Source organism: Ruania halotolerans (assembly GCF_021049285.1).
Classification (GTDB): Bacteria; Actinomycetota; Actinomycetes; order Actinomycetales; family Beutenbergiaceae; genus Ruania; species Ruania halotolerans.
On sequence record NZ_CP088017.1, the window covers coordinates 2,804,652 to 2,830,214 of the forward strand.

General features: G+C 68.2%; 19 protein-coding genes. 4 read left to right on the forward strand and 15 right to left on the reverse strand.

The genetic code is table 11. The features are described from left to right. The first annotated feature begins 7 nt into the window (after window positions 1-7). Complete coding sequence (gene valS, locus LQF10_RS12490) at window positions 8-2,674, forward strand: valine--tRNA ligase (protein WP_231064175.1); 2,667 nt, start codon at window positions 8-10, stop codon at window positions 2,672-2,674. Between the two features lie 14 nt (window positions 2,675-2,688). Next, window positions 2,689-3,600, forward strand: coding sequence for a quinone oxidoreductase family protein (locus tag LQF10_RS12495; protein WP_231064176.1), 912 nt, complete (start codon window positions 2,689-2,691; stop codon window positions 3,598-3,600). Window positions 3,601-3,699: 99 nt separating this feature from the next. On the opposite strand, the gene LQF10_RS12500 is transcribed toward LQF10_RS12495, so the two are convergent. Next, window positions 3,700-4,416 (reverse strand): sirohydrochlorin chelatase, encoded by a 717-nt coding sequence (locus tag LQF10_RS12500; RefSeq protein ID WP_231064177.1) that lies wholly within the window; start codon window positions 4,414-4,416, stop codon window positions 3,700-3,702. A gap of 112 nt (window positions 4,417-4,528) precedes the next feature. Continuing rightward, complete coding sequence (gene fgd / locus LQF10_RS12505) at window positions 4,529-5,551, reverse strand: glucose-6-phosphate dehydrogenase (coenzyme-F420) (RefSeq protein ID WP_231064178.1); 1,023 nt, start codon at window positions 5,549-5,551, stop codon at window positions 4,529-4,531. Between the two features lie 159 nt (window positions 5,552-5,710). On the opposite strand from fgd, the gene LQF10_RS12510 reads away from it, so the two are divergent. After that, a complete protein-coding gene (locus tag LQF10_RS12510; protein WP_231064179.1) occupies window positions 5,711-7,582 on the forward strand; it encodes an HNH endonuclease signature motif containing protein in 1,872 nt (623 codons plus the stop codon). Window positions 7,583-7,887: 305 nt separating this feature from the next. Beyond that, window positions 7,888-8,262: a hypothetical protein gene (locus tag LQF10_RS12515; protein ID WP_231064180.1), complete on the forward strand. Its 375-nt coding sequence runs from the start codon at window positions 7,888-7,890 to the stop codon at window positions 8,260-8,262. A gap of 202 nt (window positions 8,263-8,464) precedes the next feature. On the opposite strand, the gene LQF10_RS12520 is transcribed toward LQF10_RS12515, so the two are convergent. From LQF10_RS12520 to tig, 13 genes are all read right to left on the reverse strand, one after another. Then, complete coding sequence (locus LQF10_RS12520; RefSeq protein ID WP_231067330.1) at window positions 8,465-9,559, reverse strand: uroporphyrinogen-III synthase; 1,095 nt, start codon at window positions 9,557-9,559, stop codon at window positions 8,465-8,467. Window positions 9,560-9,600: 41 nt separating this feature from the next. After that, window positions 9,601-10,821 carry a uroporphyrinogen-III C-methyltransferase gene (gene cobA, locus LQF10_RS12525; RefSeq protein WP_231064181.1) on the reverse strand — a complete coding sequence of 407 codons (1,221 nt, stop codon included), beginning with the start codon at window positions 10,819-10,821 and terminating at the stop codon, window positions 9,601-9,603. Then, a complete protein-coding gene (gene nirD, locus LQF10_RS12530) occupies window positions 10,818-11,216 on the reverse strand; it encodes a nitrite reductase small subunit NirD (RefSeq protein WP_231064182.1) in 399 nt (132 codons plus the stop codon). Before nirD ends, cobA begins: the two co-directional genes overlap by 4 nt. Continuing rightward, entirely contained in the window at window positions 11,213-13,852 is a 2,640-nt protein-coding gene (nirB, locus tag LQF10_RS12535) for a nitrite reductase large subunit NirB (protein ID WP_231067331.1), read from the reverse strand. The genes nirD and nirB overlap by 4 nt, the downstream gene beginning before the upstream one ends. Before the next feature lie 64 nt (window positions 13,853-13,916). After that, window positions 13,917-15,590, reverse strand: a complete 1,674-nt coding sequence (locus tag LQF10_RS12540) for an FAD-dependent oxidoreductase (RefSeq protein WP_231064183.1) — start codon at window positions 15,588-15,590, stop codon at window positions 13,917-13,919. Beyond that, window positions 15,587-17,809, reverse strand: a complete 2,223-nt coding sequence (locus LQF10_RS12545) for a molybdopterin oxidoreductase family protein (protein ID WP_290371091.1) — start codon at window positions 17,807-17,809, stop codon at window positions 15,587-15,589. Before LQF10_RS12545 ends, LQF10_RS12540 begins: the two co-directional genes overlap by 4 nt. Continuing rightward, window positions 17,809-19,191 (reverse strand): MFS transporter, encoded by a 1,383-nt coding sequence (locus LQF10_RS12550; protein ID WP_231064185.1) that lies wholly within the window; start codon window positions 19,189-19,191, stop codon window positions 17,809-17,811. The genes LQF10_RS12545 and LQF10_RS12550 overlap by 1 nt, the downstream gene beginning before the upstream one ends. 146 nt (window positions 19,192-19,337) lie before the next feature. After that, complete coding sequence (locus tag LQF10_RS12555; protein ID WP_231064186.1) at window positions 19,338-19,676, reverse strand: chorismate mutase; 339 nt, start codon at window positions 19,674-19,676, stop codon at window positions 19,338-19,340. A gap of 24 nt (window positions 19,677-19,700) precedes the next feature. Then, complete coding sequence (locus tag LQF10_RS12560; RefSeq protein ID WP_231064187.1) at window positions 19,701-20,912, reverse strand: baeRF2 domain-containing protein; 1,212 nt, start codon at window positions 20,910-20,912, stop codon at window positions 19,701-19,703. Between the two features lie 89 nt (window positions 20,913-21,001). After that, window positions 21,002-22,285 (reverse strand): ATP-dependent Clp protease ATP-binding subunit ClpX, encoded by a 1,284-nt coding sequence (clpX, locus tag LQF10_RS12565; RefSeq protein ID WP_231064188.1) that lies wholly within the window; start codon window positions 22,283-22,285, stop codon window positions 21,002-21,004. A 194-nt stretch (window positions 22,286-22,479) separates the two neighbouring features. Continuing rightward, entirely contained in the window at window positions 22,480-23,154 is a 675-nt protein-coding gene (locus LQF10_RS12570) for an ATP-dependent Clp protease proteolytic subunit (RefSeq protein WP_231064189.1), read from the reverse strand. Between the two features lie 34 nt (window positions 23,155-23,188). Then, window positions 23,189-23,806 (reverse strand): ATP-dependent Clp protease proteolytic subunit, encoded by a 618-nt coding sequence (locus LQF10_RS12575; RefSeq protein WP_231064190.1) that lies wholly within the window; start codon window positions 23,804-23,806, stop codon window positions 23,189-23,191. A gap of 169 nt (window positions 23,807-23,975) precedes the next feature. Further along, window positions 23,976-25,457 carry a trigger factor gene (gene tig, locus LQF10_RS12580; protein ID WP_231067332.1) on the reverse strand — a complete coding sequence of 494 codons (1,482 nt, stop codon included), beginning with the start codon at window positions 25,455-25,457 and terminating at the stop codon, window positions 23,976-23,978. Window positions 25,458-25,563: the final 106 nt, after the last annotated feature.

Below are 25,563 nucleotides of genomic sequence, written 5' to 3' on the forward strand. Positions count from 1 at the left end.
GGGCATCATGAGCGAGCACACCCCGAACCGAGCCAGCGCCCCGATCGAGCCCATCCGCCCGATCGCGCAGGTACCGGAGCGTCCCTCGCTCGACGGCGTGGAGGACCGCTGGTCAGCTGCGTGGGCCACCAACGGCACGTACGCCTTCGATCGTGACCGGCCGCGCGAGCAGGTCTTCTCCATTGACACCCCGCCCCCGACGGCGTCCGGTTCGCTGCACATCGGCCACGTCTTCTCCTACACCCACACCGATTGCCTGGCCCGCTACCAGCGGATGCGTGGCCGTGAGGTGTTCTACCCGATGGGCTGGGACGACAACGGGCTGCCGACCGAACGGCGCGTGCAGAACTACTACGGCGTCCAGGTGGATACGAGCCTGGCCTATGAAGCCGGCTTCACGCCCCCATTCACCGGGGACGTTCCGAAGAACCACCGGCCCACGCCGATCTCGCGGCAGAACTTCGTGGAGTTGTGCCTGACGCTGGCTGCCGAGGACGAGAAGAGTTTCGAGCAGGTCTTCCGTTACCTGGGCCTGAGCGTGGACTGGGCACAGACGTATCAGACCATCGGCCCGGCTGCGCAGCAGGCATCCCAGCGCGCATTCCTGCGCCAGCTCGCGCGCGGGGAGGCGTACCAGATCGAGGCCCCGACGCTCTGGGACGTCACCTTCCAGACCGCCGTCGCCCAGGCCGAGTTGGAGGACCGGGAGCGAGAGGGCGCGTATCACCGCATCTCCTTCCATGGGGCCGGCGGTGCGCAGGACAAGGTCGTCATCGAGACCACCCGCCCCGAGCTGCTCGCCGCCTGTGTGGCGCTCGTGGCCCACCCCGACGATGAGCGGTATCAGCCGTTGTTCGGCACCGAGGTCACCTCACCGGTGTTCGGGGTGCAGGTGCCGGTGCTCGCGCACTCCCTCGCCGACCCGGACAAGGGCGCCGGCATCGCGATGATCTGCACCTTCGGTGACACCACCGACGTGACGTGGTGGCGTGAGTTGAATCTGCCCACCCGCACGATCATCGGCCGCGACGGCCGGATCCTGCCCGATCCGCCTGAGGTCATCACCTCCGAGAGCGGACGCGCCGCGTACGCCGAACTGGTTGGCCTGACCGTGTTCTCAGCGCAGAAGAAGATGGTCGAACTGCTGACCGCCTCGGGCGACCTGCACGGTGAACCACGCAAGATCTCCCACCCGGTGAAGTTCTTCGAGAAGGGTGACAAGCCGCTGGAGATCGTCTCCTCACGCCAGTGGTACGCCCGCAACGGTGGCCGTGACGCCGACCTGCGCGAGGCCCTGATCAAGCGTGGCAAGGAGATCGAGTGGCACCCGGGCTACATGCAGTCCCGCTACGAGAACTGGGTGGACGGCCTGGCCGGTGACTGGCTGCTCTCCCGGCAGCGGTTCTTCGGGGTGCCATTTCCGCTCTGGTACCGCCTCGACGAGGCCGGTGAGGTGCGCTACGACGATCTCCTGGTGCCCGCGGAGGGCCGGCTTCCGATCGATCCGGCCACCGATGTACCCGAGGGGTACACCGAGGATCAGCGCGGGAAGCCAGGTGGCTTCGCCGGCGACCCGGACGTCCTCGACACCTGGGCCACGTCGTCGCTGACTCCGCAGCTCGCGGGCAGGTGGGAACGCGACCCGGAGTTCTTCGCCAAGGTCTTCCCCTACGACGTGCGCCCGCAGGGTCACGACATCATCCGCACGTGGTTGTTCTCCACGGTGGTGCGCGCGAACGCCGAGCACGATTCGCTACCGTGGCGGCGCGCCGCGATCTCTGGCTGGATCCTGGACCCGGACCGCAAGAAGATGAGCAAATCCAAGGGCAACGTCGTCACGCCGCTTGGCCTGCTGGAGCAGCATGGGTCCGACGCCGTGCGCTACTGGGCCGCTTCGGCCCGCCTCGGGGCCGATACCGCCTTCGACGAGGGGCAGATGAAGATCGGCCGGCGGTTGGCGATCAAGCTGCTGAACGCGAGCAAGTTCGCCCTCTCCTTCGCCGGAGATGCTCAGGTGACCTTGGACCCGGCGGCGGTGACCGAGCCGATCGACCGTGCCGTTCTCGCCGAGTTGGCAACCGTGGTGGAGACGGCCACCACCGGGTTCGAGGCGTTTGATCACGCCCGCGCACTGGAGGCAGCGGAGTCGTTCTTCTGGACGTTCTGCGATGACTACCTCGAGTTGGTCAAGGATCGCGCCTACGGTGGGGAGACGACCTCGGCATCACCAGAGGCCGTGGCCAGTGCGCGCGCAGCGCTGTGGCTGTCCCTGGACACACTGCTGCGCCTGTTCGCACCGTTCCTCCCGTTCGCCACGGAGGAGGTCTGGTCCTGGTGGCGGGAGGGGTCCGTGCACCGCGGGGCCTGGCCGACGTCTGAGGTGCTTCGCGAGGCCGCCGGCGACGGCGATCCGGCGCTCGTCCGGGTGGCCGGGTCCACGCTGGCTGCATTGCGGAAGGTGAAGTCGGAGGCGAAGGTCTCCCAGAAGGCCACGTTCGTCTCAGCCGAGTTGCACCTGAACGCCGCCGACCACGACCGGGTAGGCGCGGTGCTCAGTGACCTACGCGCGGCCGGGCGAGTGAGCGGTGAACTCACTGTGACCGCTGCAGATGCGTCCGACGGTGTGCACGTGGTCGGCGAGCTCGTGCCGCCCGAACCGAAACAGTCCCGGTAGAGAACGGAACACTCATGCGAGCCCTGCAACATCACACCTACGGTGGACCGGACGTGCTCGCCCTGGGTGAGGCCGAGGAGCCGCACGCAGGCCCGGGCGAAGTACGGATCGCCACCCGGGCGGTAGCGGTGAACCCGATCGATGCGAAGCTACGTTCCGGAGCGTTCGCCCCCGAGGGCCGGCGCCTACGGGCGCCGCGCATCCCGGGGCTGGACGCCGCAGGGGTGGTGGACGAGGTCGGCGAGGGCGTGCAGGGGTATGCCGAGGGGGACCGGGTGTTCGGCGCCGGAACGTCCGTGACGGCGGAGCGGAGCACGCTGACGGCGTTCGCGCACCTTCCCGATGAGGTCACCTTCGAGCAGGGGGCGGCCGTGGTGACCGTGGCCGAGACCGCGATGCGGATCCTGGACCGGCTCGACGCCCGGGACGGGCAGGTGCTCGTGGTCGATGGGGCCTCCGGTGGGGTCGGCACCACACTGGTCCAGCTGGCCATGCTGCGCGGCCTGACCGTCGTGGGGACGGCGTCGGAAGCCAAGCACGACCTGCTGCGCCGGCTCGGCGCACTGCCGACTACCTATGGGCCAGGGCTGGCCCAGCGGGTGCGAGAGCTGCTGGCTGGCCAGGGCGCGGAGCTGGTGGCGGCGGACCTGGCCGGGAAGGGCTCGGTAGCGGAGCTCATCGAACTCACCGGCGATCCCACCCGGGTGGTGACGATCGCGGACTTCTCGGGTGAAACCGATGCGGTCGTGTCCGAAGGGTCACAGGGGCGGGCCTGGCACGCACTCGGCGAGGTGGCGGCACTGGTGGCTGACGGGCGCTTCGAGGTGATTATCGACCAGGTTCTGCCGTGGACCGAAGCAGCGGCGGCGCACACCGCGATCGAGTCCGGCCACACCACCGGCAAGATCGTGCTGACGGTGGACTGAATCGTGCCGACGCTGAATTGAGGAGTCAGGACTGTCCGCTGCTGTCATCCGCGGCGGGCGTCACACCCGCCACACTTGAGAATGCTCCCCGGAGAATTCTCATACTCCACGGTAACGATCGAGCACGATCTCCACGAGCTCTGCCGCGGGGGGTTCGGTCTCGATGAGCAACGGGGGCGTGACCACGTCAGCACCGTAGGAGGCCGCCAAGTCGGCAAAATATCCGGGGGCGAGCAGATACGTGGCCACCACGACCCGGCCCCCACGGGAGGTGAGGCGGCTGCGGGCCTGGGCTACGCCGTCGGGAAGGCGCGGCTGTGCCGCGGAGAGAAACGCTGTGGTGACCCGACGACCCAAGGCCGCTCCGAGCTCATCCCCCACCTGACGACAGTCGGCCACCGCACTCACGTTGGACGATCCTGCGGCCGCGAGCACCACCACATCGTCCTCGCGCAGCCCTGCCTCGCGTAGGCGCCGCACCAGCAACCGCACGATCCGCGAGTCCGGTCCCAGTGCGCCGGTGACCTGCGCATGCTCGCGCCCATCGACGGCTTCAGCAAGATCTACGTGCACGTGGTACCCGGCCGAGAGCAACAGCGGCACCACGCGAACGGGAGTCTCGCCCAGTGCGTCCAGGGATGACGGCACGTCGGGGTCCTGCACGTCGACGAACGCAGCGGCGACGTGCAGATCAGGGCGCTGGTGGGCAACCACGTCCACGAGTGCGGCGATCGAGCGCTGACCGATCGGAGAGGACGTTCCGTGCGAACATGCCAACAGCACGGGGCTGCCCGAAGTGGGGGGCGTCGCAGTCATCGGGTCCTCGCTCTTCTCGTGCCGTACCGTGCGTGGCTCACCGTAAGGTCGCAACGTTTCCACAACCGTTCGCCCGCATGACGCCCAGGTCACAGGCGTCTCACCGAGTGAGTCAGCCGGCCGCCCGCAACCGCGGCGCCAGGTCGCGCTCGAACAGCTCAAGGAATCGCCGCTGGTCATGCCCCGGAGCGTGGAACACCAGGTGATTAAACCCGGCCTGGCGGTAAGCGAGCACCTGCTCCACGGCATCGTCGGGATCCGAGGCGACGATCCAGCGCTTGGCGATCTGCTCGATCGGCAAGGCATCAGCGGCGCGTTCCATCTCGATCGGGTCGTTGATGGAGTGCTTCTGCTCGGCGCTCAACGAGAGTGGCGACCAGAATCGGGTGTTCTCCAGCGCCAGATCGGGGTCGGTGTCGTAGGAGATCTTGATCTCGATCATCCGGTCGATCTGCTCGGCGTCGCGCTCGGCCTTGGCGGCCCCCTCGGCTACGGACGGGATCAACTTCTCGGTGTAGAGGTCCATCCCCTTACCGGAGGTGCAGATGAAGCCGTCGCCGGCCCGCCCGGCATACCGGGCCACCATCGGACCGCCGGCCGCGATGTAGACGGGGATCCCGCCGTCGAGCTTGTCGTAGATGCTGGCCCCGTGGGTGGAGTAGTACTCGCCCTCGAAGTCCACCCGGTCCCCCGCCCAGAGGGCACGCATCAGCCGCACGGCCTCACGGAGCCGGGCAAAACGCTCCTTGAACTCCGGCCACTCCTGCTCGCCGGCACCGGCGAAGCCGGTGGCGATCTCATTCAGCGCCTCACCGGAGCCCACGCCGAGCATGATCCGCCCGGGATAGAGCACCCCCATCGTGGCGAACGCCTGAGCGAGCACGGCGGGGTTGTACCGGAATGTCGGCGTCATCACCGACGTACCGATCCTGATCCGTTCGGTCCGTTCACCCACCGCCGCCATCCACGCGAGCGAGAACGGTGCGTGGCCACCGTCATGGCGCCAGGGCTGGAAGTGGTCGCTCACCGCCACCGACTCCATCCCGTGCGCCTCGGCCGCCACGGCCAGTTCCACGAGCTCTCGGGGGGCAAACTGCTCAGCGGATGCCTTGTAGCCAAGGGTCAGGGGGAGCATCGAGGCGTCCTTTCGGTGGGGTACATGCAATCTAACGCCGACGGCGGCCCGCACCTTCCCGCGCCAGCCCGCCACGTCAGAATGCGACAGTTGGTGGAAAGGGCATGGCCGGCACGCCCGTCCATCAGCAATGTCGGTGGTCGATGGTTGAGTGGAACCATGACGACGACAGCACCGTGGATCCCGATGGCGGGCCGGGGCCCGCGTGGGCCCCGCGCACCGCGCGAGGGTGTGCTGATGTCGCTGCGTCGGGCGCGCGAGGCAGCGTCGGCGTGGGAGGTGGAGTCGGCCCGGCTCGTGGTGGACTGGGTGCGGGGGCATTGCGTGGACGGTGCTCGCACCGATGCGTTCGCCGATCATGTAGTTGACCTCGATGAACCGGTGGTCCGGCCCGCGCTGGCGGGTCTGCATTCACCGATGCGGCTCGCCGGCCCAGGTGCGCCCCTGGTGTGGGATCTGGCCTTCTGCGAGCTGGCCACCACGCTGAGTATGTCCGGCGATGCGGCGCGTGCATACGTGGGTGAGGTGACCGAACTGGCGTTCCGGTTGCCGATGCTGTGGGACCGCGTGAACGCCGGCCAGGTGCGGTTGTGGCGGGCCCGGGAGGTCGCCCGCAGCACCACGGCACTGCCTGCCGACGGCGCAGCCTGGGTGGACGCCCAGCTTGCCCCGGTCATCGGGTCCTGTTCCGGGGCCCAGGTACAGCGGGCCGTCGACGCGGCCCTCGACCAGTTCGATCCTGAGGCGGCCGAGGCACGGCGGCGCCGGAGCGAAGAGCGCCTGGGGTTCGACATCCGCCTCGGCGACACCACGAATCCCGACCTGCCCGGCTCACGCAGCACCACAATGGTCGAGGGAGAACTGGATACGGCCGATGCGATCGATCTCGATGCCGCCGTGTCCGCGAGCGCCGCGCAGTTGTCTGCCTGGGGTTCAACCGAGAGCAGAGACGTGCGGCGGGCCCGGGCCGTCGGCGAGATCGCGCGGCGTGAGTTGATGCTGCCGGTTCCCGCCGAGGGTGAGGCTGCTCCCGCCGAGGGTGAGGCTGCTCCCGCCGAGGGTGAGGCTGCTCCCTCCGGGGGTGAGACTGCTCCCGCCGGCGGCGAGGCGGCGCACCAAGACGAACACCCGCGGGGAGAGATCGATCGCCGGCACGGCCAGAACTGCGATGGCGCAACACCACCGGCCACCATCACCCACAACCGGCCCGCCGATCCAGGCCGCCGGGTCGTACTCGTTGTGCACCTGAGCGCCGACGCTCTCGACCCCGACGCCGCCGGGAAGAACTCCGGGGCCCTTGGCCGGTGCGAGAACACTCGCTCCCCCGTCACCGCCGAGCAGATCCGGTCATGGTGCGGTACCTCCGGCACCCGAATACTGGTTCGGCCGGTCGTCGACCTCGCCGGGCACTACCCGAGTGAGGCGTACGAGAGCCCACCGCGGCTGCGCGAACAGGTGATCACACGGGATCCGCAATGCGTGTTCCCCTCCTGTACCCGGCGGGCACGCGGCTGCGATCTGGACCACATCGTCCCGTTCGAGGACGGTGGCCCGACCTGCGGCTGCAATCTGGCCCCGTTGTGCCGCCGGCATCACCGGGCGAAGACGCGTGCGTCCTGGTCCTACGTGATGGTCACCCCGGGCACCTACCTGTGGACCTCACCGTCCGGTGAGCAACACCTCGTCGACGGTCGGGGCACGTTCCGAGTCCCGAGTGGCCCGACTCCATGCGGGCACACCAGCCATCGCGACCGACCCGACCCACCGCCCTGGCCGCGAGCCGCCACGGGGCCGGACCCTGGTTCTGGACCACGCCGGTCGTTGAACACCTTGATCGCAGAAGGGGCCGACGCCGCGATCGAGGCGCGGGGTACCCACCGCCATGCGTGCGGTCCGGCCGGAGGTGGTGGTGAGACTGGCGGTTCCGTGCGCGGTTCCGCAGTCTCGAGTTCCGCAGTCGCTGGCTCCGTAGTCTCCGGTTCCGCGCCCACCGGCCTTGTCACCACAGATGCTGACCCGCCACCGTTCTGACTCCCCCGCCCCGAACCCCGCTGAGGCCCCTGCCCAGCGGGGATATCGGCATGTCGAGTCAGCGCGGTGGTCACGGCGGCGACGTCGTGAGGCGAGCGGTAGGTCGAGGAAGCGGGTAGTCGGTGTATTGAGGCTTCAAGGTCGTCAATACTGCCGTGGCACCGGGTAGTCAGCAGGCCGTGGCACTGTGCGTCGGCAGGAGGACACAGTGAAGTCCGGCGCGATCTCGGAGAGGGCTGATTCCCGACGTATCGTGAAATGCGGGCCTGCACGCACCGCTTCCGGTACACGTGGGGCCGGTGGCCATGAGCAAGTTCACGATGAATGGGGCGATCCAAGCCATGCACCAAGTCCGGGCCGCTGGGGTCTGCGCGATCGCTCTAGGACTGCTCGTCGCGATCGCCACCTACGGCTCTGTCCTGAAGACCGGCAGCGATCTGGTGTGCCAGGAGCGCGCCGACACAGTGCCGGCAACTATTGACGGCAAGCCGGGCTTGTCCTTCCGTGACGCACAACTCGAGCCGTTCCCTACCCGGCTCATCTGCACCTGGGAGGTGGACGGTGCGCGGGTGGAGACGGACGCGTTCCTTGACCCGGTCTCGAATGTGGCAACGGGTCTGCTGGTGGGCGCTGGTCTCTCCCCCTTCATCGTGGGCGCGGTGAGAACCCGCCGCACGTGAAGACGGTGGATCAGGAGGCAAGGCGGTGGATCAGGAGACATGAGCCCCGCGGTACGGTGACACGAGGATCAGCCACCAGGCAGACGATGCACGAAGGGAGGCCTCGATGCAGAACCGACGCACCCGAGCCCTCGTGGCGGCGATCGTCGTGGTGGCGATGGTGGTGGGCTCGATCGCATTCACGCTCTTCAGCACCTGGTGATCAGTGACCCGTGACCTCGAGCCGGTAACCGCGCTTGACCACGGTCTTGATCAGTTCCTTGCCGGCCACCTCCCGCAACCGCGCGATCGCCACCTCGGCCGCATGCGGATCGTTCGACACCCCCGGCAGCACAGCTAGGACCGCCTCCCGCGAGACCACCCCTCCCGCGGACGATGCCAACAGTCGCAGTACGGCAATCCCACTGGGTGAGAGCGGTAGCACGTGCCCGTCCAGCACTGCCACCCGAGATCGGATCTGCAGAGTCCCCACCGGCGTGCACAGTGCCACCGTCTCGGCATGCTCGTAGTGCGCCACCAGGGTGCGCACCAACGCGCCGAGTCGGCCCCGATCGGGCTGCAGCGGTGCGATACCGCGATGCTCCAGCGGCTTCGCCGTCACCGGTCCCACTGCTGCCGGCACCATCGACCAGTCGCGGAACCGGGCGAACACGGCCTCCCCCACGTGCTCGCTCTCTGCCGCAGCGAGCCAGGCTTCGGCGCCGGGCGCCGAGGTGAACACCACCGCGTCGATCTCGCCCTCGGCCGCTGCGTGCACGGAATCTCGCAATGCCCCCGGGTCCGGCGGCGGGCCCCACCGGTACACCACCAGGCTGCGCACCTGCGCCCCGGCCTCGGCGAACACCACATCGAGCCCATCAGCGCCGGCGCCGTGGTGTTGCACCGCCACCCGGAGGCCGGCCACACCCTCGCCGAGCAGCACATCGGCGATCTCTGCGGACGTCTCGGACTCGGCCACCCAATCCGCCGTGAGACCAGCCGCCTGGATCGCACCTCGCGCTTTCGGACCGCGCGCCACGATCCGTGATCGCGCGAGCACCGCCAGCAGTGGCTCGGCCATCCCGTGGGCGTCGGCGGCCTCGATCCACCCGCGGAAGCCGATACCCGTGGTCACCACCACCACGTCCGGTGGGGCCTCGATCAGGGAGCGAGTATCGGCGAGCAGTTGGTCGTCATCCACATGCGAGGTAATACTCAGTGCGGGGGCGTGCCGCACCGCGGCGCCACGCCGCGTCAACGCTGCGGCCAGCTCCCCCTTGCGACGGTCCGCCGTCAGCAACACCGTGCAGCCGGCCATCACCTGGCGAAGTTCAGCTCGCTGAGATGGTTCGTCCGTGCTCACGTGGGGCCGAGCCTTTCGTCGTCGGCCACATCCCCGATCACAATGATCGCGGGCGCCTTCACCTCAAGGCGCTGCGCATCGTCCGCCAGCCCGCCCAGCGTGCTGCGGGTGATCCGCTCGGTGGGAGTGGACCCGCGTTCGACCACGGCCGCAGGCGTGGCCGGGTCGGCGCCGGCCTCGAGTGCCTGGGCGGTGATCGAGGCCAGTTTCGACACTCCCATCAGGATCACCAGGGTCGCACTCCGCTCAACGACCGCCACGAGCGCCGCGGAGTCCAATCCGTCGTGCCCGCTGGTCACATGGAAGGACGCCGACGTGCCACGGTGCGTGAGCGGGATCCCAGCCAGGGCCGGCACCGAGAGTGCGCTGCTGATACCAGGCACCACCTGCACCGGCACATCTGCCTCACGGCAGGCGATGACCTCCTCGCCACCACGCCCGAAGACAAACGGGTCACCACCTTTGAGCCGGACCACCTGCCGGCCGCGCTGGGCCTGCTCCACCAGGATGCGGTTGATCTCGTGCTGGGGCACCGGGTGATGGCCCGGTGTCTTGCCCACGTTGATGACCTCCACCCCGGGAGCCAGATCGGCGAGCACATCCACCGGCCCGAGCCGGTCGGTCACCACCACGTCTGCCTCGGCGATCGCCCGCCGTCCGCGTACGGTCAGCAGATCGACGGCGCCCGGTCCCCCACCCACGAGCGTCACCTGGCCCGAAGCCGGGCGTTGGCGCCTTTGGTCGACTCCGGCGCGCAGCAGATCACCGATCTGGTCCCGCACGCCGGCGACCCGGCGCGGGTCCGCACCGGCGGCGCTGCGGGAGACATCGGTGACCACACCGACGAGCAGATCACCGGACCGAGTCGTCGCCGGTGTGCGGGCCGTCCCCTGGTCCGCTGAACCGGCATTGATGCAGAAGATCCGGGCCTGCTCGGCCCACCCGGCCACCTCCGCATTCGCTTGCACCGAGTCGGTCGCGGCGAGCACCAGCCACGCCCCCTCGAGATCGGCACGGACCACCTCACGCTCGAACCAGTCGGTGCGATCCGGAGCGATCAGCAGCAGATCGGCGAGGTCCTCGCACACGTACGGGGCAACGACCCGCAACCGGGCGCCGTCGTCGAACAACGCCTGGGCGCGCCGCGCCGCCACGGGACCGCCACCGGCGATCAGCACGGTGCGACCCGCCAGATCGAGGCCGAACATGGAGGTCATGACTTCACATCTTCCTGGTCGCGACTGTGAGAAGTCTGTACCTGCACCACTGTGTCCACCACCTGGACGGGCCAGGTGGTCAGATCTGGAGTCCCGTCGAGCGGTTCGTACCCGGCGCGTTCCAGGCATGCCCCGGTGCGCAGCGAGAACACCTGCTTGTACAGCGGACCCGCCACCGTCGGCTCCCCCTGCCGGGTGCCGACGATCCCACGAGACATCACATTCGCTCCGCTGAACGGGTCACGCTGGGCCACTGCGTACACGGCGTCATCGGGGGTGCGGAACAGTGCCATCTGCAGCCCGCCCACCAATGCGGCGGCCCCGCGTTCCACAGTGAGCTCCTCGAGGGCACACACGGCAACCCAGGTGCCCGTCTCAGCAGTGGTCTCACTCATGAGCGCACCTCCAAGGTGGCGCCAGCAATCATCACCGGGCGGATCAGGTCTGCACCGTCGGCTTCCCGCTCCGCGGGTGTGGCCGGGCGAATCTGATCGCGTTCCTTCACATAGGCCAGATCCGGGTCCGGCGTCTCTGGGGCATTCACGAACGAACCGAACCGGCGCAGTTTCTCCGGGTCCTCCAGTACCGCCGCCCACTCGTCCTGGTAGGCACCCACATGTGCGGCCATCGCGGCGTCCAGGTCATCGGCGATCCCGAGGCTGTCCTCCAGGACAACCTCACGGACGCCGTCGAGGCCGCCCTCGACGTCCTCAATCCACGGTGCCGTGCGCTGCAACCGGTCAGCAGTGCGGATGTAATACATGAGAAACCGGTCGATGGTGCGAATCAATTCCTCAGAGGTGAGGTCTTCGGCGAGCAGCTTCGCATGCCGCGGGGTGAACCCGCCGTTACCACCCACGTAGACGTTCCACCCCTTGTCGGTGGCAATCACGCCGACGTCCTTGCCGCGCGCCTCGGCACATTCGCGGGCACAGCCGGAGACGCCGAGCTTGATCTTGTGCGGAGACCTCAGTCCCCGGTACCGCAGCTCCAACTCCACTGCCATCGCCACTGAGTCCTGCACCCCGTACCGGCACCAGGTGGAGCCCACACAGGACTTCACCGTCCGCAGCGACTTGCCGTAGGCGTGCCCGGACTCGAACCCGTGCTCGACCAGCCGCTTCCAGATCTGCGGCAACTGCTCGATCCGGGCGCCGAACATGTCGATCCGCTGCCCACCGGTGATCTTCGTGTACAGACCGAAGTCCTTGGCCACCTGACCGATCACGAGCAGCCCCTCCGGAGTGATCTCACCGCCCGGAATCCGCGGCACCACCGAGTAGGTACCGTCCTTCTGCATATTCGCCATCACGTGGTCGTTGGTGTCCTGCAGGGTGGCCTGCTCACCCTCGAGGATGTGCCCGTTGCCGAGCGAGGCGAGCACGGAGGCGATCACGGGCTTGCAGATGTCACATCCCCGGCCCGGGCCCGAGGCGGGATCGGTGGACCGGCCGAACCTGTCGATGATCTCGCTGAACGTGTGCAGGCCGGCCACCCGGACGGCGTCGAAGAGTTGCGCGCGGGAGAGCTCGAAATGCTCACACAGTGCATTCGAGACCTCCACCCCCGCCTTCTCGAGCTCGGTGGTGCTGATCTTCTTCACCAGCGGCAGGCACGAGCCGCAACTGGTGCCCGCTTTCGTGCACGCCTTCACCCCAGCCAGATCCGTGCACCCGTGCTCGGTCACTGCCCCGCGGATGGTGCCGGCGGAGACGTTGTTGCACGAGCACACGGCGGCGTCGTCGGGGAGTTCGAGACCGGCCAGCCCGCCGCCACCGGCAGTGTCCGGCACCAGGTAGGCGGACGGGTCCCCCGGCAACTCGGAACCGAGCATCGGCCGCAAACTGGCATACGGGGAGGCATCTCCCACGAACACCCCACCGAGGAGGGTCCGTCCGTCGTCGGAGAGCACCAGCTTCTTGTAGATCCCGGCCACGGGATCGGCGAAGACCACCTCCATCGATCCCTCGGTGCGCCCGAAGGCGTCACCGAAGCTGGCCACATCCACCCCTTGCAGTTTCAGTTTGGTGGCGGTGTCCGCGCCTGGGAAGGTCGCATCCCCGCCCAGCAGCCGGTCCGCGACCACCTCGGCCATCGCATACCCAGGAGCCACCAGCCCGATGCATCGTCCCCCGATGCACGCGACCTCACCGACTGCCCAGACGTGCGGATCCTCCGTGTGGCACGCCAGGTCGACCACGGCGCCACCACGCTCCCCCACCGGCAGCTCGGCTGCCCGCGCCAGCTCATCCCGAGGTCGCACCCCGGTGGCCACCACCACCACATCGACGTCCAGTCGGCCACCGTCGGCGAAGTCGAGCCGCCCGACGTGGCCGGTGCGTTTGGACTGTCGCATCTGCTGGGTGGCGCTGTCCGTGCGCACGGCGATCCCGAGATCGTTGATCAGCCGGGTCAGCGCCTGGCCACCGCCGAGGTCGATCTGGGCATCCATCAGGTGAGTGCCGAACTGGATCACCGTGGCCTGTGCGCCAAGTGCCCGCAGCGCACCGGCAGCCTCGAGTCCCAGCAAACCACCACCAATCACGGCGCCACGCACCGGACGATCGAACGAGCTTCCCCGACCAGCCTCACGCTTCGCCTCGACCCATCCACGCAACGCGGCCACGTCATCGATGGTGCGGTAGACGAACACGCCCGGCAGGTCATTACCCGGGATCGGCGGCATCGCAGCGCTGGACCCGGTGGCGAGTACCAGTTCGTCGTAGTCCCAGATGTTGCCGAGCCGGTCGGTCACCTGCTTGCTTGCACGGTCGATGCTTGTCACTGCCCGGTCGCGGTGCAGCGTGACCCTCGGGTCATCCCAGAGCGCCGGGTCACCGAGAGTGAGTTCGTCGGCGTCCCGCGCAGAGAAGTAGGAGGTGAGCGCGACGCGGTCGTACGGCTTCAGCGGCTCCTCGGCGAACACCGAGATGCGCCACGCCTGATCGGTGTCCCGCGCCACGAGTGCCTCCACCAGGCGCTGGGCCACCATGCCGCCTCCGACGACGACAACGTGCTTGGCTCCGGTCATGGCGTGCACTCCCTGGGGTTCGATCACGGGCTCCTCTCGGAACCATCGGCTATGTCAGAGCACGCTATTCGGCTGCGATTTCGCACGTGTGCGCGGTGCGTTGCGCCGCCGTCACGGTTTTCTCACCGTCGGGCCCCTCACCCTGAGAGGCACCTGACGTGGCGGCTGGTTCACACTCCGCGAGCCACTGCGCGAGCCCGCAGACGGCGTCCGTACAGCCGCCGCAGCCGGTGGTGGCCCGGGTGGTGCGTGCGATCTCCTCCGTGGACTGGGCTCCGCGCCGCCAGGTGGCGACGATGTCGCCCTTGCTGACGCCGTTGCAGGTGCACACGGTGGTGCTCTCCGGCATCCGGGAGGGGTCGGCCGCGGGCGCCGGCGCCTGAGTGAGGGGGCGCAGCAGCAGGTGGGCGGGGTCATTCGGTACCGGCAGGCGGCGGGTATAGCTGGCCACCAGATCGGCGCCCACGTCCGGTGCACCCACACACGAGGCAGCCACGAGGACGCCATCACGGACGGTGGCGCTCAGGTGCCGCCCACCGTCCGGGTCGGCGAGGGTGACGGTGCGCTCGGCTGGGTCATCGCCCCTGCGCGCGGGCGTCCCCATCGTGACGACGTCCAGGCCGGCGGCCTTGAGCCGCACCACATCGGTGCCGGCGGCCGGGGCTGCATCCGGGGCCGCGACCGGCGGCGACGACCCAGCGGCGCGATCGATGGGCCGGGAGACCACGGCCAGGCTGAGCCGCAACGCCATACTGGGCCGCTCGCCACCAGCCCGGGTCGAGGAGTCGCTGGTCGTGGAGTCCTGCGCAGTGAGGTGTTCGGCGAGGCGGCGGGCCTGGTCCCACCCCTGGGCGATCAGGCCGGTACCTCCCTCGGGTGGCTGGGCGCAATCCCCGATCGCGTGCACCCGTGCATCTGCCGGGCTGGTCAGGTCCTGGCCCACCAGCACCCCGCGATCCACGGGTAGGCCCGCCTGCCGGGCGAGCGCCGTCTCCGGCTCAGTCCCGCAGGCCAGCACCAGCAGATCGGTGGGCACGTGCTGCTGCGCCTCTCCGACTCGAGCGACCACCCCGGTGAGTCTGCCGCCACTGGTGCGCACCGCCGTCGTGCGTGCATCGGTGATCACGGTGGCGCCGAGGCGGCGCAGCTCAGCCGTGACCACGGTGGCGGCGGCCGGATCGAGCTGGCGGTCCATCGGCCCGGCGCCGGTGTGCAGCACGGTGACCTCCAGGCCACGGCGAATCAGCCCGCACGCTGCCTCAAGTCCGAGCACTCCGGCGCCGATGACGGTGGCGGTGCGGGCATTGGCGCATCCCGCCACGATCTCGCGGGCATCGTCGAGCGTGCGCAGGGCGTGCACTCCGGCCGGCAGGTCCGGATGCAGCCCATCGACGGCGGGGATCCGGGCGGCCGACCCCGTGGCCAGCACGAGGTGGTCGTAGTCGTACCACCCGTCGTCGGTTCCCACACGACGCGCATGGGTATCGATCATGCGCGCTGCAGAGCCGTGGCGGATCTGCAGATGCTCCGACCGTATGGCAGGCAGGGTCAGGGCGGTCAGATCGGACCGGCCGGCCACCACCTCGCTGAGCAGCACCCGGTTGTAGGGCTCGTACTCCTCGGCGCCCAGGACCTGCACTGTCACGCTGCCGGGGTCCGCGCGGGCGATCAGGTCCTCGGCGAACCGGGCACCGACCATCCCATGGCCGATCACCACGATCCGGCGTGGGGCGCTCATCGATGCACTCCTGTCGTTGAACGGCCTTCGGATGGCTCTAATGCGATGGCGCACACCTTGAACTCGGGCATCCCCGAGATCGGGTCGGTGGCATCGCTGGTCAGCAGGTTCACGCTGCCGGTGCCGCTGAAGTGGAATGGCATGAAGACGGTGTCGGTGCGGATGGACTCCGACCATCGGGCACGGGCCACGGCCACACCGCGGGCCGAGCGGAGCCGGACCAGAACGCCGTCGTCGATACCCAACCGGGTGGCCAGCAGCGGGTGAATCTCCGCCTGAGGTTCGGCCACGATCCGGTTCAGTTCCGCGACCCGACGGGTCTGTGCACCGGACTGGTAGTGCTGCAGCACGCGGCCGGTGACCAGGTAGATCGGCGTCTCGGGCCGCACATCGTCCGCGGGTGCGTGGTGGTCCACCGGGATCATCCGGGCGCGACCGTCCGGTGTGGCGAACGTATCCAGGAACGTTCGTGGTGTTCCTGGATGGTCCGGAGTGGGCACCGGCCAGAAGAAGCCGGGGCCTTCCTCGGCCTCGTCGGCGTCCAGCCTGGTGTGGCTCAGCCCGGCGTAGTCGGCCACTCCCCCAGCCGAGGCACGGGCGAGTTCGTCGAACACCTCGGCAGGGTCGGTGTCGAACCGGACCGTCGATCCGAGGCGCCGAGCCAGCTCTGCGAAAATCCACAGCTCGGATCGCGCCTGCCCGGGCGGTTCCACCGCCTGACGGCGGCGGATCACCCGGCCCTCCAGGGAGGTCATCGTGCCCTCCTCCTCGGCCCACTGGGTCACCGGCAGCACCACATCGGCGCGCTGAGCCGTCTCCGAAGGCACGAAGTCGCACACCACGAGCAGATCGAGCCGGTCCAGCGCAGCGGCCACCCGGTTCACATTCGGGGCACTGACCAGCACGTTCGATCCGTGCACGAACAGGGCACGTGGTCCAGCTCGTCCGGCCAGGGCCTCTTCACCGAGCGGCTGGCCGAGCCCGGTGAGTAGTTCGACGGCGGGGCGCCCAGGGCCGGGGATGCTCGCCTCCGGGACACCCCAGACGGCGGCGGCGTGTGCGCGGGCGGCCGGATCGGTGATCGAGCGGTAGCCCGGGAGCTGGTCGGCCTTCTGCCCGTGCTCACGACCGCCCTGACCGTTGCCCTGGCCGGTGATGGCTCCGTAACCGCTGCCCACCCGGCCCGGCAGCCCGAGGGCGAGCGCCAGGTTGATGGTGGCCGTGACCGTGGCCGTGCCCTGGCTGGACTGCTCCACCCCACGCCCGGTGAGCAGATACGCACCCCGGCCGCCGTGGACCGGCGCTGCGGCGGCAAGCATCCGGGCCACCCGGCGCAGCGTGCCGGCAGGCACCCCGCAGATCGTCTCGGCACGCTCTGGCCACCACGCGGCGACGGACCGGCGCACCTGGTCGAACCCCGTGGCCCGTTCGGCCAGGTACTCAGGGTCGATGAGGTCTTCGGCGATGATCACGTGCGTGAGCGCGAGCAGCACCACCAGGTCGGTGCCCGGGACAGGTTGGACGTGCACACCCTGACTGCCCTCGCCCCAGGTGCCGGTCGGCTCCCCGGTGAGGGCCGCCGTCCGGCTTCTGCGCGGATCGACCACCACGAGGCCGCCCCGGCCGCGGACCTGCTCGAGGTGCTGCACAGAGGGGGGCATCGTCTCGGCCAGGTTCGAACCGAGCAGCACCACCACGTCCGCACCCGCCAGGTCGGTCAACGGGAACGGTAGCCCGCGGTCGAGGCCGAAGGCACGGTTGGTGCCAGCCGCTGCGCTGGACATACAGAACCGGCCGTTGTAGTCGATATTCGGGGTCCGCAACACCGTGCGGGCGAACTTGCCCAGGGCGTAGGCCTTCTCATTGGTCAGACCGCCACCGCCGAACACGGCCACCGACTCGCGGCCGTGGTCGGCCTGGATACTCGAGACTCGATCGGTGATGGCAGTCAGCGCCTCCTCCCAGCTCACCGGGCGCAGCTCACCGTCGAGGGCGCGCAGCAATGGCGTGGTGATCCGATCCGGAGTGCGCAACAGTTCAGCGCTGGTCCACCCCTTCTGGCACAGGCCACCGGCGTTCGTCGGGAACTGCCGGGGACTGACCGTCACCGGAACGGCACCGTTAGCAGGTTCTAAGGCCATCCCGCACTGGAGGGCGCAATACGGACAGTGCGTCTGAGCCGCCGCCGTAGTGACGGGCTCTGTCACGCTCGCCGCCATCAGATGCCAGCGGCGGCGATTGCCGAACCGCGGCGCACATACACAGCCCAGGTGACCACGGCCATTGCGCCGTAGCAGGCGATGAACAGCCACAGGGCGGGCATCAGCGAACCGGCCAGATCGGTGGAGACGGCGAATCCGCGAGGGATGAGGAACCCGCCGAAGGCGCCGACGGCTCCGGCGATGCCGATACATCCGGCGGCTGCACGGCGGGCCCGGGAGGCTTCCTCAGGCGTGTGGACGCCGGCACGGAACACCGCCGGGATCATCCGGTAGATCGACCCGTTCCCCACACCTGAGGCGATGAACAGCACCATGAACGAACCGAAGAAGAGGCCGAAATTGCCGCCTCCCAGCGCCTGGATCACCCCCATCGCGCCGATAGCCATCACTGCGTAGGAGATGATCGAGACCCAAGCCCCGCCGACCTTGTCGGCGATGATGCCGCCGAGCGGCCGGGCCACGGATCCGACCAGGGCGCCGACGAACGCGATAGAGAGCGTCATCTCAGGGAACTCGCTACGCATCAGCGTGGGGAAGGCGCCGGAGTAGCCGATGAAGGACCCGAACGTGCCGATGTAGAGGAAGGAGATGATCCAGGTGTGCTTCTTCCGCGTGGCCACGGCGAAAGAGCGCACGTCCGCCTTGGCGGTGCCGAGGTTGTCCATGAACCGCCACGCGAGGAACGCAGCCAGAATCGCCAACGGGATGAACATCAGTCCGGCACGCTCCAGAGCGATACCCGCTCCGGCCACGATCACCAGCGGCACCGCGAGCTGGACCGCGGCCGTGCCGACATTTCCACCGGCGGCGTTCATCCCGAGTGCGCGGCCCTTCTCCTTCTCCGGGTAGAAGAAGGAGATGTTCGCCATCGACGAGGCAAAGTTGCCGCCGCCGACGCCGGCGAGGGCGGCGATCGCCAGGAGGGCTTCGAACGGCAGGTCCGGGCGCTGCACGGCGAACACGAGTGCCGTCGTCGGAAGGAGCAGCAGGAGTGCGGAGACGATCGTCCAGTTCCGGCCCCCGAAGACCGGGACGGCGAAGGTGTACGGGATGCGCAGAGTGGCGCCCACCAGGCTGGGCACGGCGATCAGCCAGAACTGCTGATCTACGGTGAGGGCGAAGCCGGCCGAGGCGAGCTGTGGTACCACGATCGACCAGAGAGCCCACACCCCGAACCCGAGGAACTCCGCGAAGATCGAGATCCCCAGGTTCCGGCGGGCTACCCGGCGGCCACCCCCCTCCCAGGAGGCGTGGTCCTCCGGGTCCCAGTGCTCGATCCACCGGCCGGTGCGACGCTTCGGGGCCACAGTCGTAGCGCCCGGCGCGGCTCCTGCGAGCGTGGGTTCCTCGGTGACGGACGACGGCGCTGGTGTAGACATGTGGCCTCTCCTGGTGACGTACCGATCAGTGGGTACGACGCTAGGGAGGCCGTGTTCGCCGGACGGGTCCGAGCAGTTACGCCGCCGTAATGTTTATCGCACAGGCTGCAGCCGACCGATGTGAGAGGTCGTGGCGCCCAGAGCGCTCAGGTGTGCCCAGGCTTCTCGGAGGCGATGTCCTCGTGGTGCCGGATCACTTCGGCGATGATGAAGGCGAGGAACTTCTCAGCGAATACCGGGTCAAGGCCTGCTGCCTCTGCGAGCGCCTTCAGCCGGGCGATCTGTACTTCTTCGCGCGCAGGGTCCGAGGGCGGGAGCCCGTGCTCGGCCTTCAGCCGACCGACCGCCTGGGTGCACTTGAATCGCTCGGCGAGCAGGTGCACGAGGGCGGCATCGATGTTGTCGATGCTTCCGCGCAGCCCGCCCAATCGCTCCGGCACCGCTGCACCGGCCGTTTCTCCCGTGCTGCGGGGCCCATCGCTCATGACCCCATCTTAGGGGTTCGGGCGTCACTCCTGAGCAGCCGCTTGAGCCCGTTGGCTGTCGCCGCTGTGGGTGTAGGCGGTCTCGGCCGGCGTGCCGGCGTCGTTCCAGCGCAACACGGCCCCGACGCCGTCAGGGATCTCGAGCGACTCGGCGAGTGTGATCCCCGCCGACTGGTCGAGTACCGCGCGGCCGAGGGCGAGGTCCGCTCGCACCTCCCGCGGATCGGAGGCCCCGAGATCGGCGAGATCCTCAGCTGACATGCCCAACTGGAGCGGGTCGTCACCGATCCATAACCGGCGCTGAGCGAGCCGCTCGGCGGGTGTATTGAAGGCGCTGACATCGAGCACCAGGTGCGCCACCTGTCCGCGCCGCAGCACGGCGACGACGTCGGCCAGTCCACTCACCGCTGCACCGTCCCGGCCGCTCTCCTGGCGGAACTGCTCGAGAACCGCCTCTCGCCGACGCATCCGGAACTCGGTGACCACCTCGTCCACAGCGGCGGAAAAGGCGCGGGAGTTGATTCCCTCGGTGCGGGCGCCCCCCGGTACGTCCACGAGGGCTTCGCGGGCCTGGGCACCGAGCGCGCCCTCCACGTAGGTGGTCGAGCGCACGTCGCCCGTGAGCAATACGAGGTCGGGCTGCTCCTCAGCCACCACCGTGTCCACCTCGGCGGCCACGGTCTCGGCGTTGCGCTCCCAGGAGTCTTCTGCACGATTATTGACCCGGTCCCGCGGCAACTCGCGGCTCGGCCGGACCTTCGTCAGCACGTCGTGATCGCCGTCCACTTCTCGGTCCTCGAGCGTGCGGTCACCCATCGCGGCGGACGCTTCATGCAATGACAGATGCGCACCGGCACGGTCGGACTCGACAACGAGATACAGTGCTGCGGCGTCAGCTGCGTGCGCGAGCGCGACGGCATGCGGGCGATCCGAGACCACGGCTTCGCTCACGGTTGGTGGTTCCGGGAGCACCCGGTCGAGCAGCACCTCGCCGGCGGCAGCCACCAGGACTCGCCCGTGCGGCCCGTGGACCCATGTCGGGCGCTCCAGCGCGGAGGTGACCGTCTCGATGTCGGCCGCAGGCGCCTCCTCGACACCATCGAGGATCACCGAACGGCACAGGTCAGCCCACCGGTCGAGAACCACGGCGTTGCGCCCGTCCTCGGAGCGCGTGGCGTCGATCAGCACAGTCAGAACAGGGGCATGGTCAGGCAGAGACAACTCGGGAAGATTCACGAATGAGACCTCGCTTCCTCATCGGATGCTGGTCCTATCCACCCTGCCTTCTCCGACGCGTTCTCGCGACCTCGGCAGGCGCGATTCGCTTAGGCGCTCTTCTCCCGAGGGGTGCGCTTCGATCGCGGAGCTTCGCGCGGCACGAGCGTGGGGTTGACGTTCTCGAGCACCACCTCGCGGGTGATCACGACACGGGCGATGTCCTCACGGCTCGGCACATCGAACATCACCGGCTGGAGGACTTCCTCCATGATGGCGCGCAGACCACGAGCACCTGTGCCGCGCAGGATCGCCAGATCGGCCACGGACTCGATCGCCTCGTCGGTGAACTCCAACTCGACGCCGTCGATCTCGAACATCCGCTGGTATTGCCGGATCAGCGCGTTCTTCGGTTCGGTGAGGATCCGGGTGAGTGCGGGCGCATCCAGTGGTGTCACCGTGGTCAGAACCGGCAGCCGGCCAATGAACTCCGGGATCAGACCGAACTTCAGCAAGTCCTCGGGCATCACATCGCCGATGACATCGGCCTGTTCGGCGTCACGCAGCGGGGCGCCGAAGCCGATACCGCGGCGGCCGGACCGGCTGGTGATGATCTCGTCCAAGCCTGCGAAGGCTCCCGCAACGATGAACAGCACGTTCGAGGTATCGATCGTGATGAACTCCTGATGCGGGTGCTTACGGCCACCCTGTGGCGGGACGGACGCCTGCGTGCCCTCCAGAATCTTGAGCAGCGCCTGCTGCACACCCTCGCCGGACACATCGCGGGTGATCGAGGGGTTCTCGCTCTTGCGGGCGATCTTGTCGATCTCGTCGATATAGATGATGCCCGTCTCGGCCTTCTTCACGTCGAAGTCAGCCGCCTGGATCAACTTGAGCAGGATGTTCTCGACATCCTCACCCACGTACCCGGCCTCGGTAAGTGCGGTCGCATCGGCGAGCGCGAACGGCACGTTCAGCATCTTCGCGAGCGTCTGGGCGAGGTAGGTCTTCCCACAACCGGTGGGGCCGATGAGCAGGATGTTCGACTTCGAGAGCTCAACGTCGCCGTCGTCGCCGGTCGTCGAGGCAGCGGAGGGGCCACTCTGGACGCGCTTGTAGTGGTTGTACACAGCCACGGCGAGCGACTTCTTGGCGTCCTCCTGGCCGATGATGTACTCCTCGAGGAAGTCGAAGATCTCTCGCGGCTTCGGCAGGTCCACCAGACCCAGCTCGTTGGCCTCGGCGAGCTCTTCCTCGATGATCTCGTTGCACAGGTCGATGCACTCGTCGCAGATGTACACACCGGGGCCTGCGATGAGCTTGACTACCTGCTTCTGGCTCTTCCCGCAGAAGGAGCACTTGAGCAGATCAGCGCCTTCACCTACTCGCGCCATATCTCCTCACCTCTCTGCCGTCGTGGGCCGACTGCATGGTCGTCGTGATCATTCTGCGCCATCGAAGTCCCAGCGACCACCCGTAACCAGGTCGTCGAGACCACCACAGTCCACGATACGGGGCGCGTCACGTGGATATCGCAGGCGGCCCGCCGCGTGTCGTCACGCGGCGGGCCGGCCGAGGGTGTCTGTGCTCAGTCCTTGCTCTTGCCCGCGGTCAGGGCCGGGGCCTTGCGGCTGTCCAGCACCTGGTCCACAAGGCCGTAGTCAAGCGCCTGCTTGGCGGAGAGGATCTTGTCCCGTTCGATGTCCTTGCGGACCTTCTCCACATCGGTGCCGCTGTGCGTGGCGATCGTGGTTTCGAGCCACTCCCGCATCCGCATCACCTCGTTGGCGTGAATCTCGATGTCCGAGGCCTGTCCGAATCCACCCTCAAGAGCTGGCTGGTGGATCAGCACCCGTGCGTTCGGCAGCGCCAGCCGCTTACCCGGTGCCCCGGCTGCGAGCAGCACAGCCGCCGCGGAGGCCGCCTGGCCGAGGCAGACAGTCTGGATCTGCGGCCGGATGTACTGCATGGTGTCGTAGATCGCCGTCATCGCGGTGAACGAGCCGCCCGGGGAGTTGATGTACAGGATGATGTCCTGATCCGGATCCTGGCTTTCCAGCACGAGAAGCTGGGCCATGATGTCGTCGGCCGAGGCGTCGTCCACCTGGACACCGAGGAAGATGATCCGATCCTCGAACAGCTTGGTGTAGGGGTCTTGGCGCTTGAAGCCGTAGGCGGTGCGCTCCTCGAACTGGGGCAGCACGTAACGCGCACCCGGGCTCTGCGGGGCCTGGCCACCGAAGGCGTGGGGGGAAAAGTTCACGATGTACTCGCTCCTTGTCAGTGGTGAACCGGGCTCAGGCGCTCGTGCCGCCGCCGCCTGCGACGGCGTCAGCGCTGGAGACCACATGGTCGATGAAGCCGTACTCGAGGGCCTGGTCGGCGGTGAACCACCGGTCCCTATCGGCATCGCGGTTGATCTCCTCCACGGTGCGCCCGGTCTGTTCGGCTGTGAGCTCGGCCATGACCCGCTTCATGTGCAGGATCAACTCGGCGTTGATCCTGATGTCTGAGGCGGTCCCGCCGATGCCGCCGGAAGGCTGATGCATCATCACTCGAGCGTGCGGTGTGGCGTATCGCTTCCCCTTGGCACCGGAGGCGAGGAGGAACTGGCCCATCGACGCGGCCATCCCCATCGCCACGGTGGCCACATCAGGCTTGATGTACTGCATGGTGTCGTAGATCGCCATGCCCGCCGTCACGGAGCCGCCGGGAGAGTTGATGTAGAGCCAGATGTCCTTGTCGGGATCCTCAGCGCCGAGCAGGAGCAACTGCGCACAGATCTGATTGGCGTTCTCGTCCCGAACTTCGGAGCCGAGCCAGATGATCCGCTCCTTGAGGAGACGGTTGTAGATGTGGTCACCCAGCGCGAAACCTGGTGTGTCGCCGCCGGCGGCCTGTGGGAAGTCACTCACGTGCCTGCTCCTGATCGTCTGATTCGTGGTCGAAGGTCTGCGATGACACTAACGCCGGTGCGGTGCCAGACCTGCCCGTGGCCGGGCCTATTTCGCTGACGGCGCACGAGGGACGGCGAAGCCCTCGCACCACACGAGGTACGAGGGCTTCGTCGGATGCAGCTAAGACTCAGGCCTTTTCGGACTCGTCAGCATCCTCGGGCGAGGCTGCAGTCTCTGCCGAGTCGGCACTGTCGGCCGAGTCAGCACTGTCGGCCGAGTCAGCACTGTCGGCCGAGTCGGCACTGTCGGCGGAATCGGCGCTCTCGCCGTCTGCGTCGATCTCGACCCCTGCCGCCTCAGCTTCAGCCATCGCGGCCTGGACGGCGTCCTCCTCGTCCGAGCCGATATAGGCAGCAAGATCGACTGGCTCCCCGGCAGAGTCGACCACCTTGACCTGGCGCAGGGCCACGGCCAGGGACTTGTTGCGGGTGAGCTCGGCCACGAAGAGCGGGATCTGCCCGTTCTGGTCGGCCTGCTGGATGAACTCGTTCGGGTCCTGCTGGTACTGCTGCGCGGTCCGGAGCAGGAACTCCAGGAGCTCGTTCTGACCCACGGAGACAGACACCTTCTCGGCGAGTGTGTCGAGCACGAGCTGACGCTTGAGGGTGGTGGTGGTCTCCTCGGTCACCTCGGCGCGGTGCTCGTCGTCTTCCAGGCGCCCTTCGTTCTCGAGGTGCTGGTGCACCTCGGCTTCGATCACGCCTGAGGGCAGCGGGAAGTCGGAGGCTTCGAGGAGCTGCTCGAGAAGCTGGTCACGTGCCGCAACGGCGCGGTTGTTCTCCTTGGCCTCAGCCACCTGCGTGCGCAGGTTCTCGCGCAACTCGGCCACCGTGTCGAACTCGGAGGCCGTCTGGGCGAATTCGTCGTCGACCTCGGGCAGTTCTTGGACCTTGACGGCGGTCGGGGTGACCGTGACCTCGGCCTCTTGACCGGCACGATCGCCGCCTGCCAGCGGTGCGGTGAAGGTAGTGGTCTCATCGGCGGAGAGGCCGGTGAGGGCCTCGTCCATGCCCTCCAGCATGTTGCCGGAGCCGATCTGATAGGAGACGCCGGAGACGGAGTCGATCTCCTCGTCACCGATGCTGGCCTTGAGGTCCAGGGTCACGAAGTCGCCGTCGGCGGCCGCACGGTCCACGCCCACCAAGGTGGCGTGCCGTTCACGCAGGGACGTGAGTCGCTCCTCCACGTCCTCGTCGGTGACGTCGCTGCTCTCCACCGTGATGGTGAGCCCATCGAGGTCGGGGAGCTCGATCTCGGGACGGACGTCCAACTCGGCGGTGAAGATGAGGTTGTCGGCGTCCTCGTTGAGACCGGGCACGGCCGTGACCTCGATCTGCGGCTGGCCGAGCGGCTTCAACTCCGCCTCAGTGACCGCCTGGCGGTAAAGACCCGGCAAGGCCTCATTGATGGCGTGCTCCATGACGGCGCCCTTGCCAACCCGCTGATCGATGATGCGGGGCGGCACCTTGCCACGACGGAAGCCTGGGATGTTCACCTGGGAGGCGATGTGGGAGTACGCGTGGTCCACGCTCGGCTTCAGCTCGGCCAGAGGCACCTCCACGGTCAGCTTCGCCCGGGTGGGGTCGAGATTCTCGACATCGCTCTTCACTACGTGCTCTCCACTCATGGTTGCTCGTGCCCGCGCCGAGATGGCCCGCAGGCAAGGTCTGGGTGCGTCCGGCCGCAGAAGCGAGAACGGCATACGGAAGCGGACG

Coding starts and splice junctions, on each gene's coding strand:
- valS (WP_231064175.1), top strand. CDS start 8: ATGAGCGAGCACACCCCGAACCGAGCCAGCGCCCCGATCGAGCCCATC.
- LQF10_RS12495 (WP_231064176.1), top strand. CDS start 2,689: ATGCGAGCCCTGCAACATCACACCTACGGTGGACCGGACGTGCTCGCC.
- LQF10_RS12500 (WP_231064177.1), bottom strand. CDS start 4,416: ATGACTGCGACGCCCCCCACTTCGGGCAGCCCCGTGCTGTTGGCATGT.
- fgd (WP_231064178.1), bottom strand. CDS start 5,551: ATGCTCCCCCTGACCCTTGGCTACAAGGCATCCGCTGAGCAGTTTGCC.
- LQF10_RS12510 (WP_231064179.1), top strand. CDS start 5,711: ATGACGACGACAGCACCGTGGATCCCGATGGCGGGCCGGGGCCCGCGT.
- LQF10_RS12515 (WP_231064180.1), top strand. CDS start 7,888: ATGAGCAAGTTCACGATGAATGGGGCGATCCAAGCCATGCACCAAGTC.
- LQF10_RS12520 (WP_231067330.1), bottom strand. CDS start 9,559: ATGGCCGGCTGCACGGTGTTGCTGACGGCGGACCGTCGCAAGGGGGAG.
- cobA (WP_231064181.1), bottom strand. CDS start 10,821: ATGACCTCCATGTTCGGCCTCGATCTGGCGGGTCGCACCGTGCTGATC.
- nirD (WP_231064182.1), bottom strand. CDS start 11,216: ATGAGTGAGACCACTGCTGAGACGGGCACCTGGGTTGCCGTGTGTGCC.
- nirB (WP_231067331.1), bottom strand. CDS start 13,852: ATGACCGGAGCCAAGCACGTTGTCGTCGTCGGAGGCGGCATGGTGGCC.
- LQF10_RS12540 (WP_231064183.1), bottom strand. CDS start 15,590: ATGAGCGCCCCACGCCGGATCGTGGTGATCGGCCATGGGATGGTCGGT.
- LQF10_RS12545 (WP_290371091.1), bottom strand. CDS start 17,809: ATGGCGGCGAGCGTGACAGAGCCCGTCACTACGGCGGCGGCTCAGACG.
- LQF10_RS12550 (WP_231064185.1), bottom strand. CDS start 19,191: ATGTCTACACCAGCGCCGTCGTCCGTCACCGAGGAACCCACGCTCGCA.
- LQF10_RS12555 (WP_231064186.1), bottom strand. CDS start 19,676: ATGAGCGATGGGCCCCGCAGCACGGGAGAAACGGCCGGTGCAGCGGTG.
- clpX (WP_231064188.1), bottom strand. CDS start 22,285: ATGGCGCGAGTAGGTGAAGGCGCTGATCTGCTCAAGTGCTCCTTCTGC.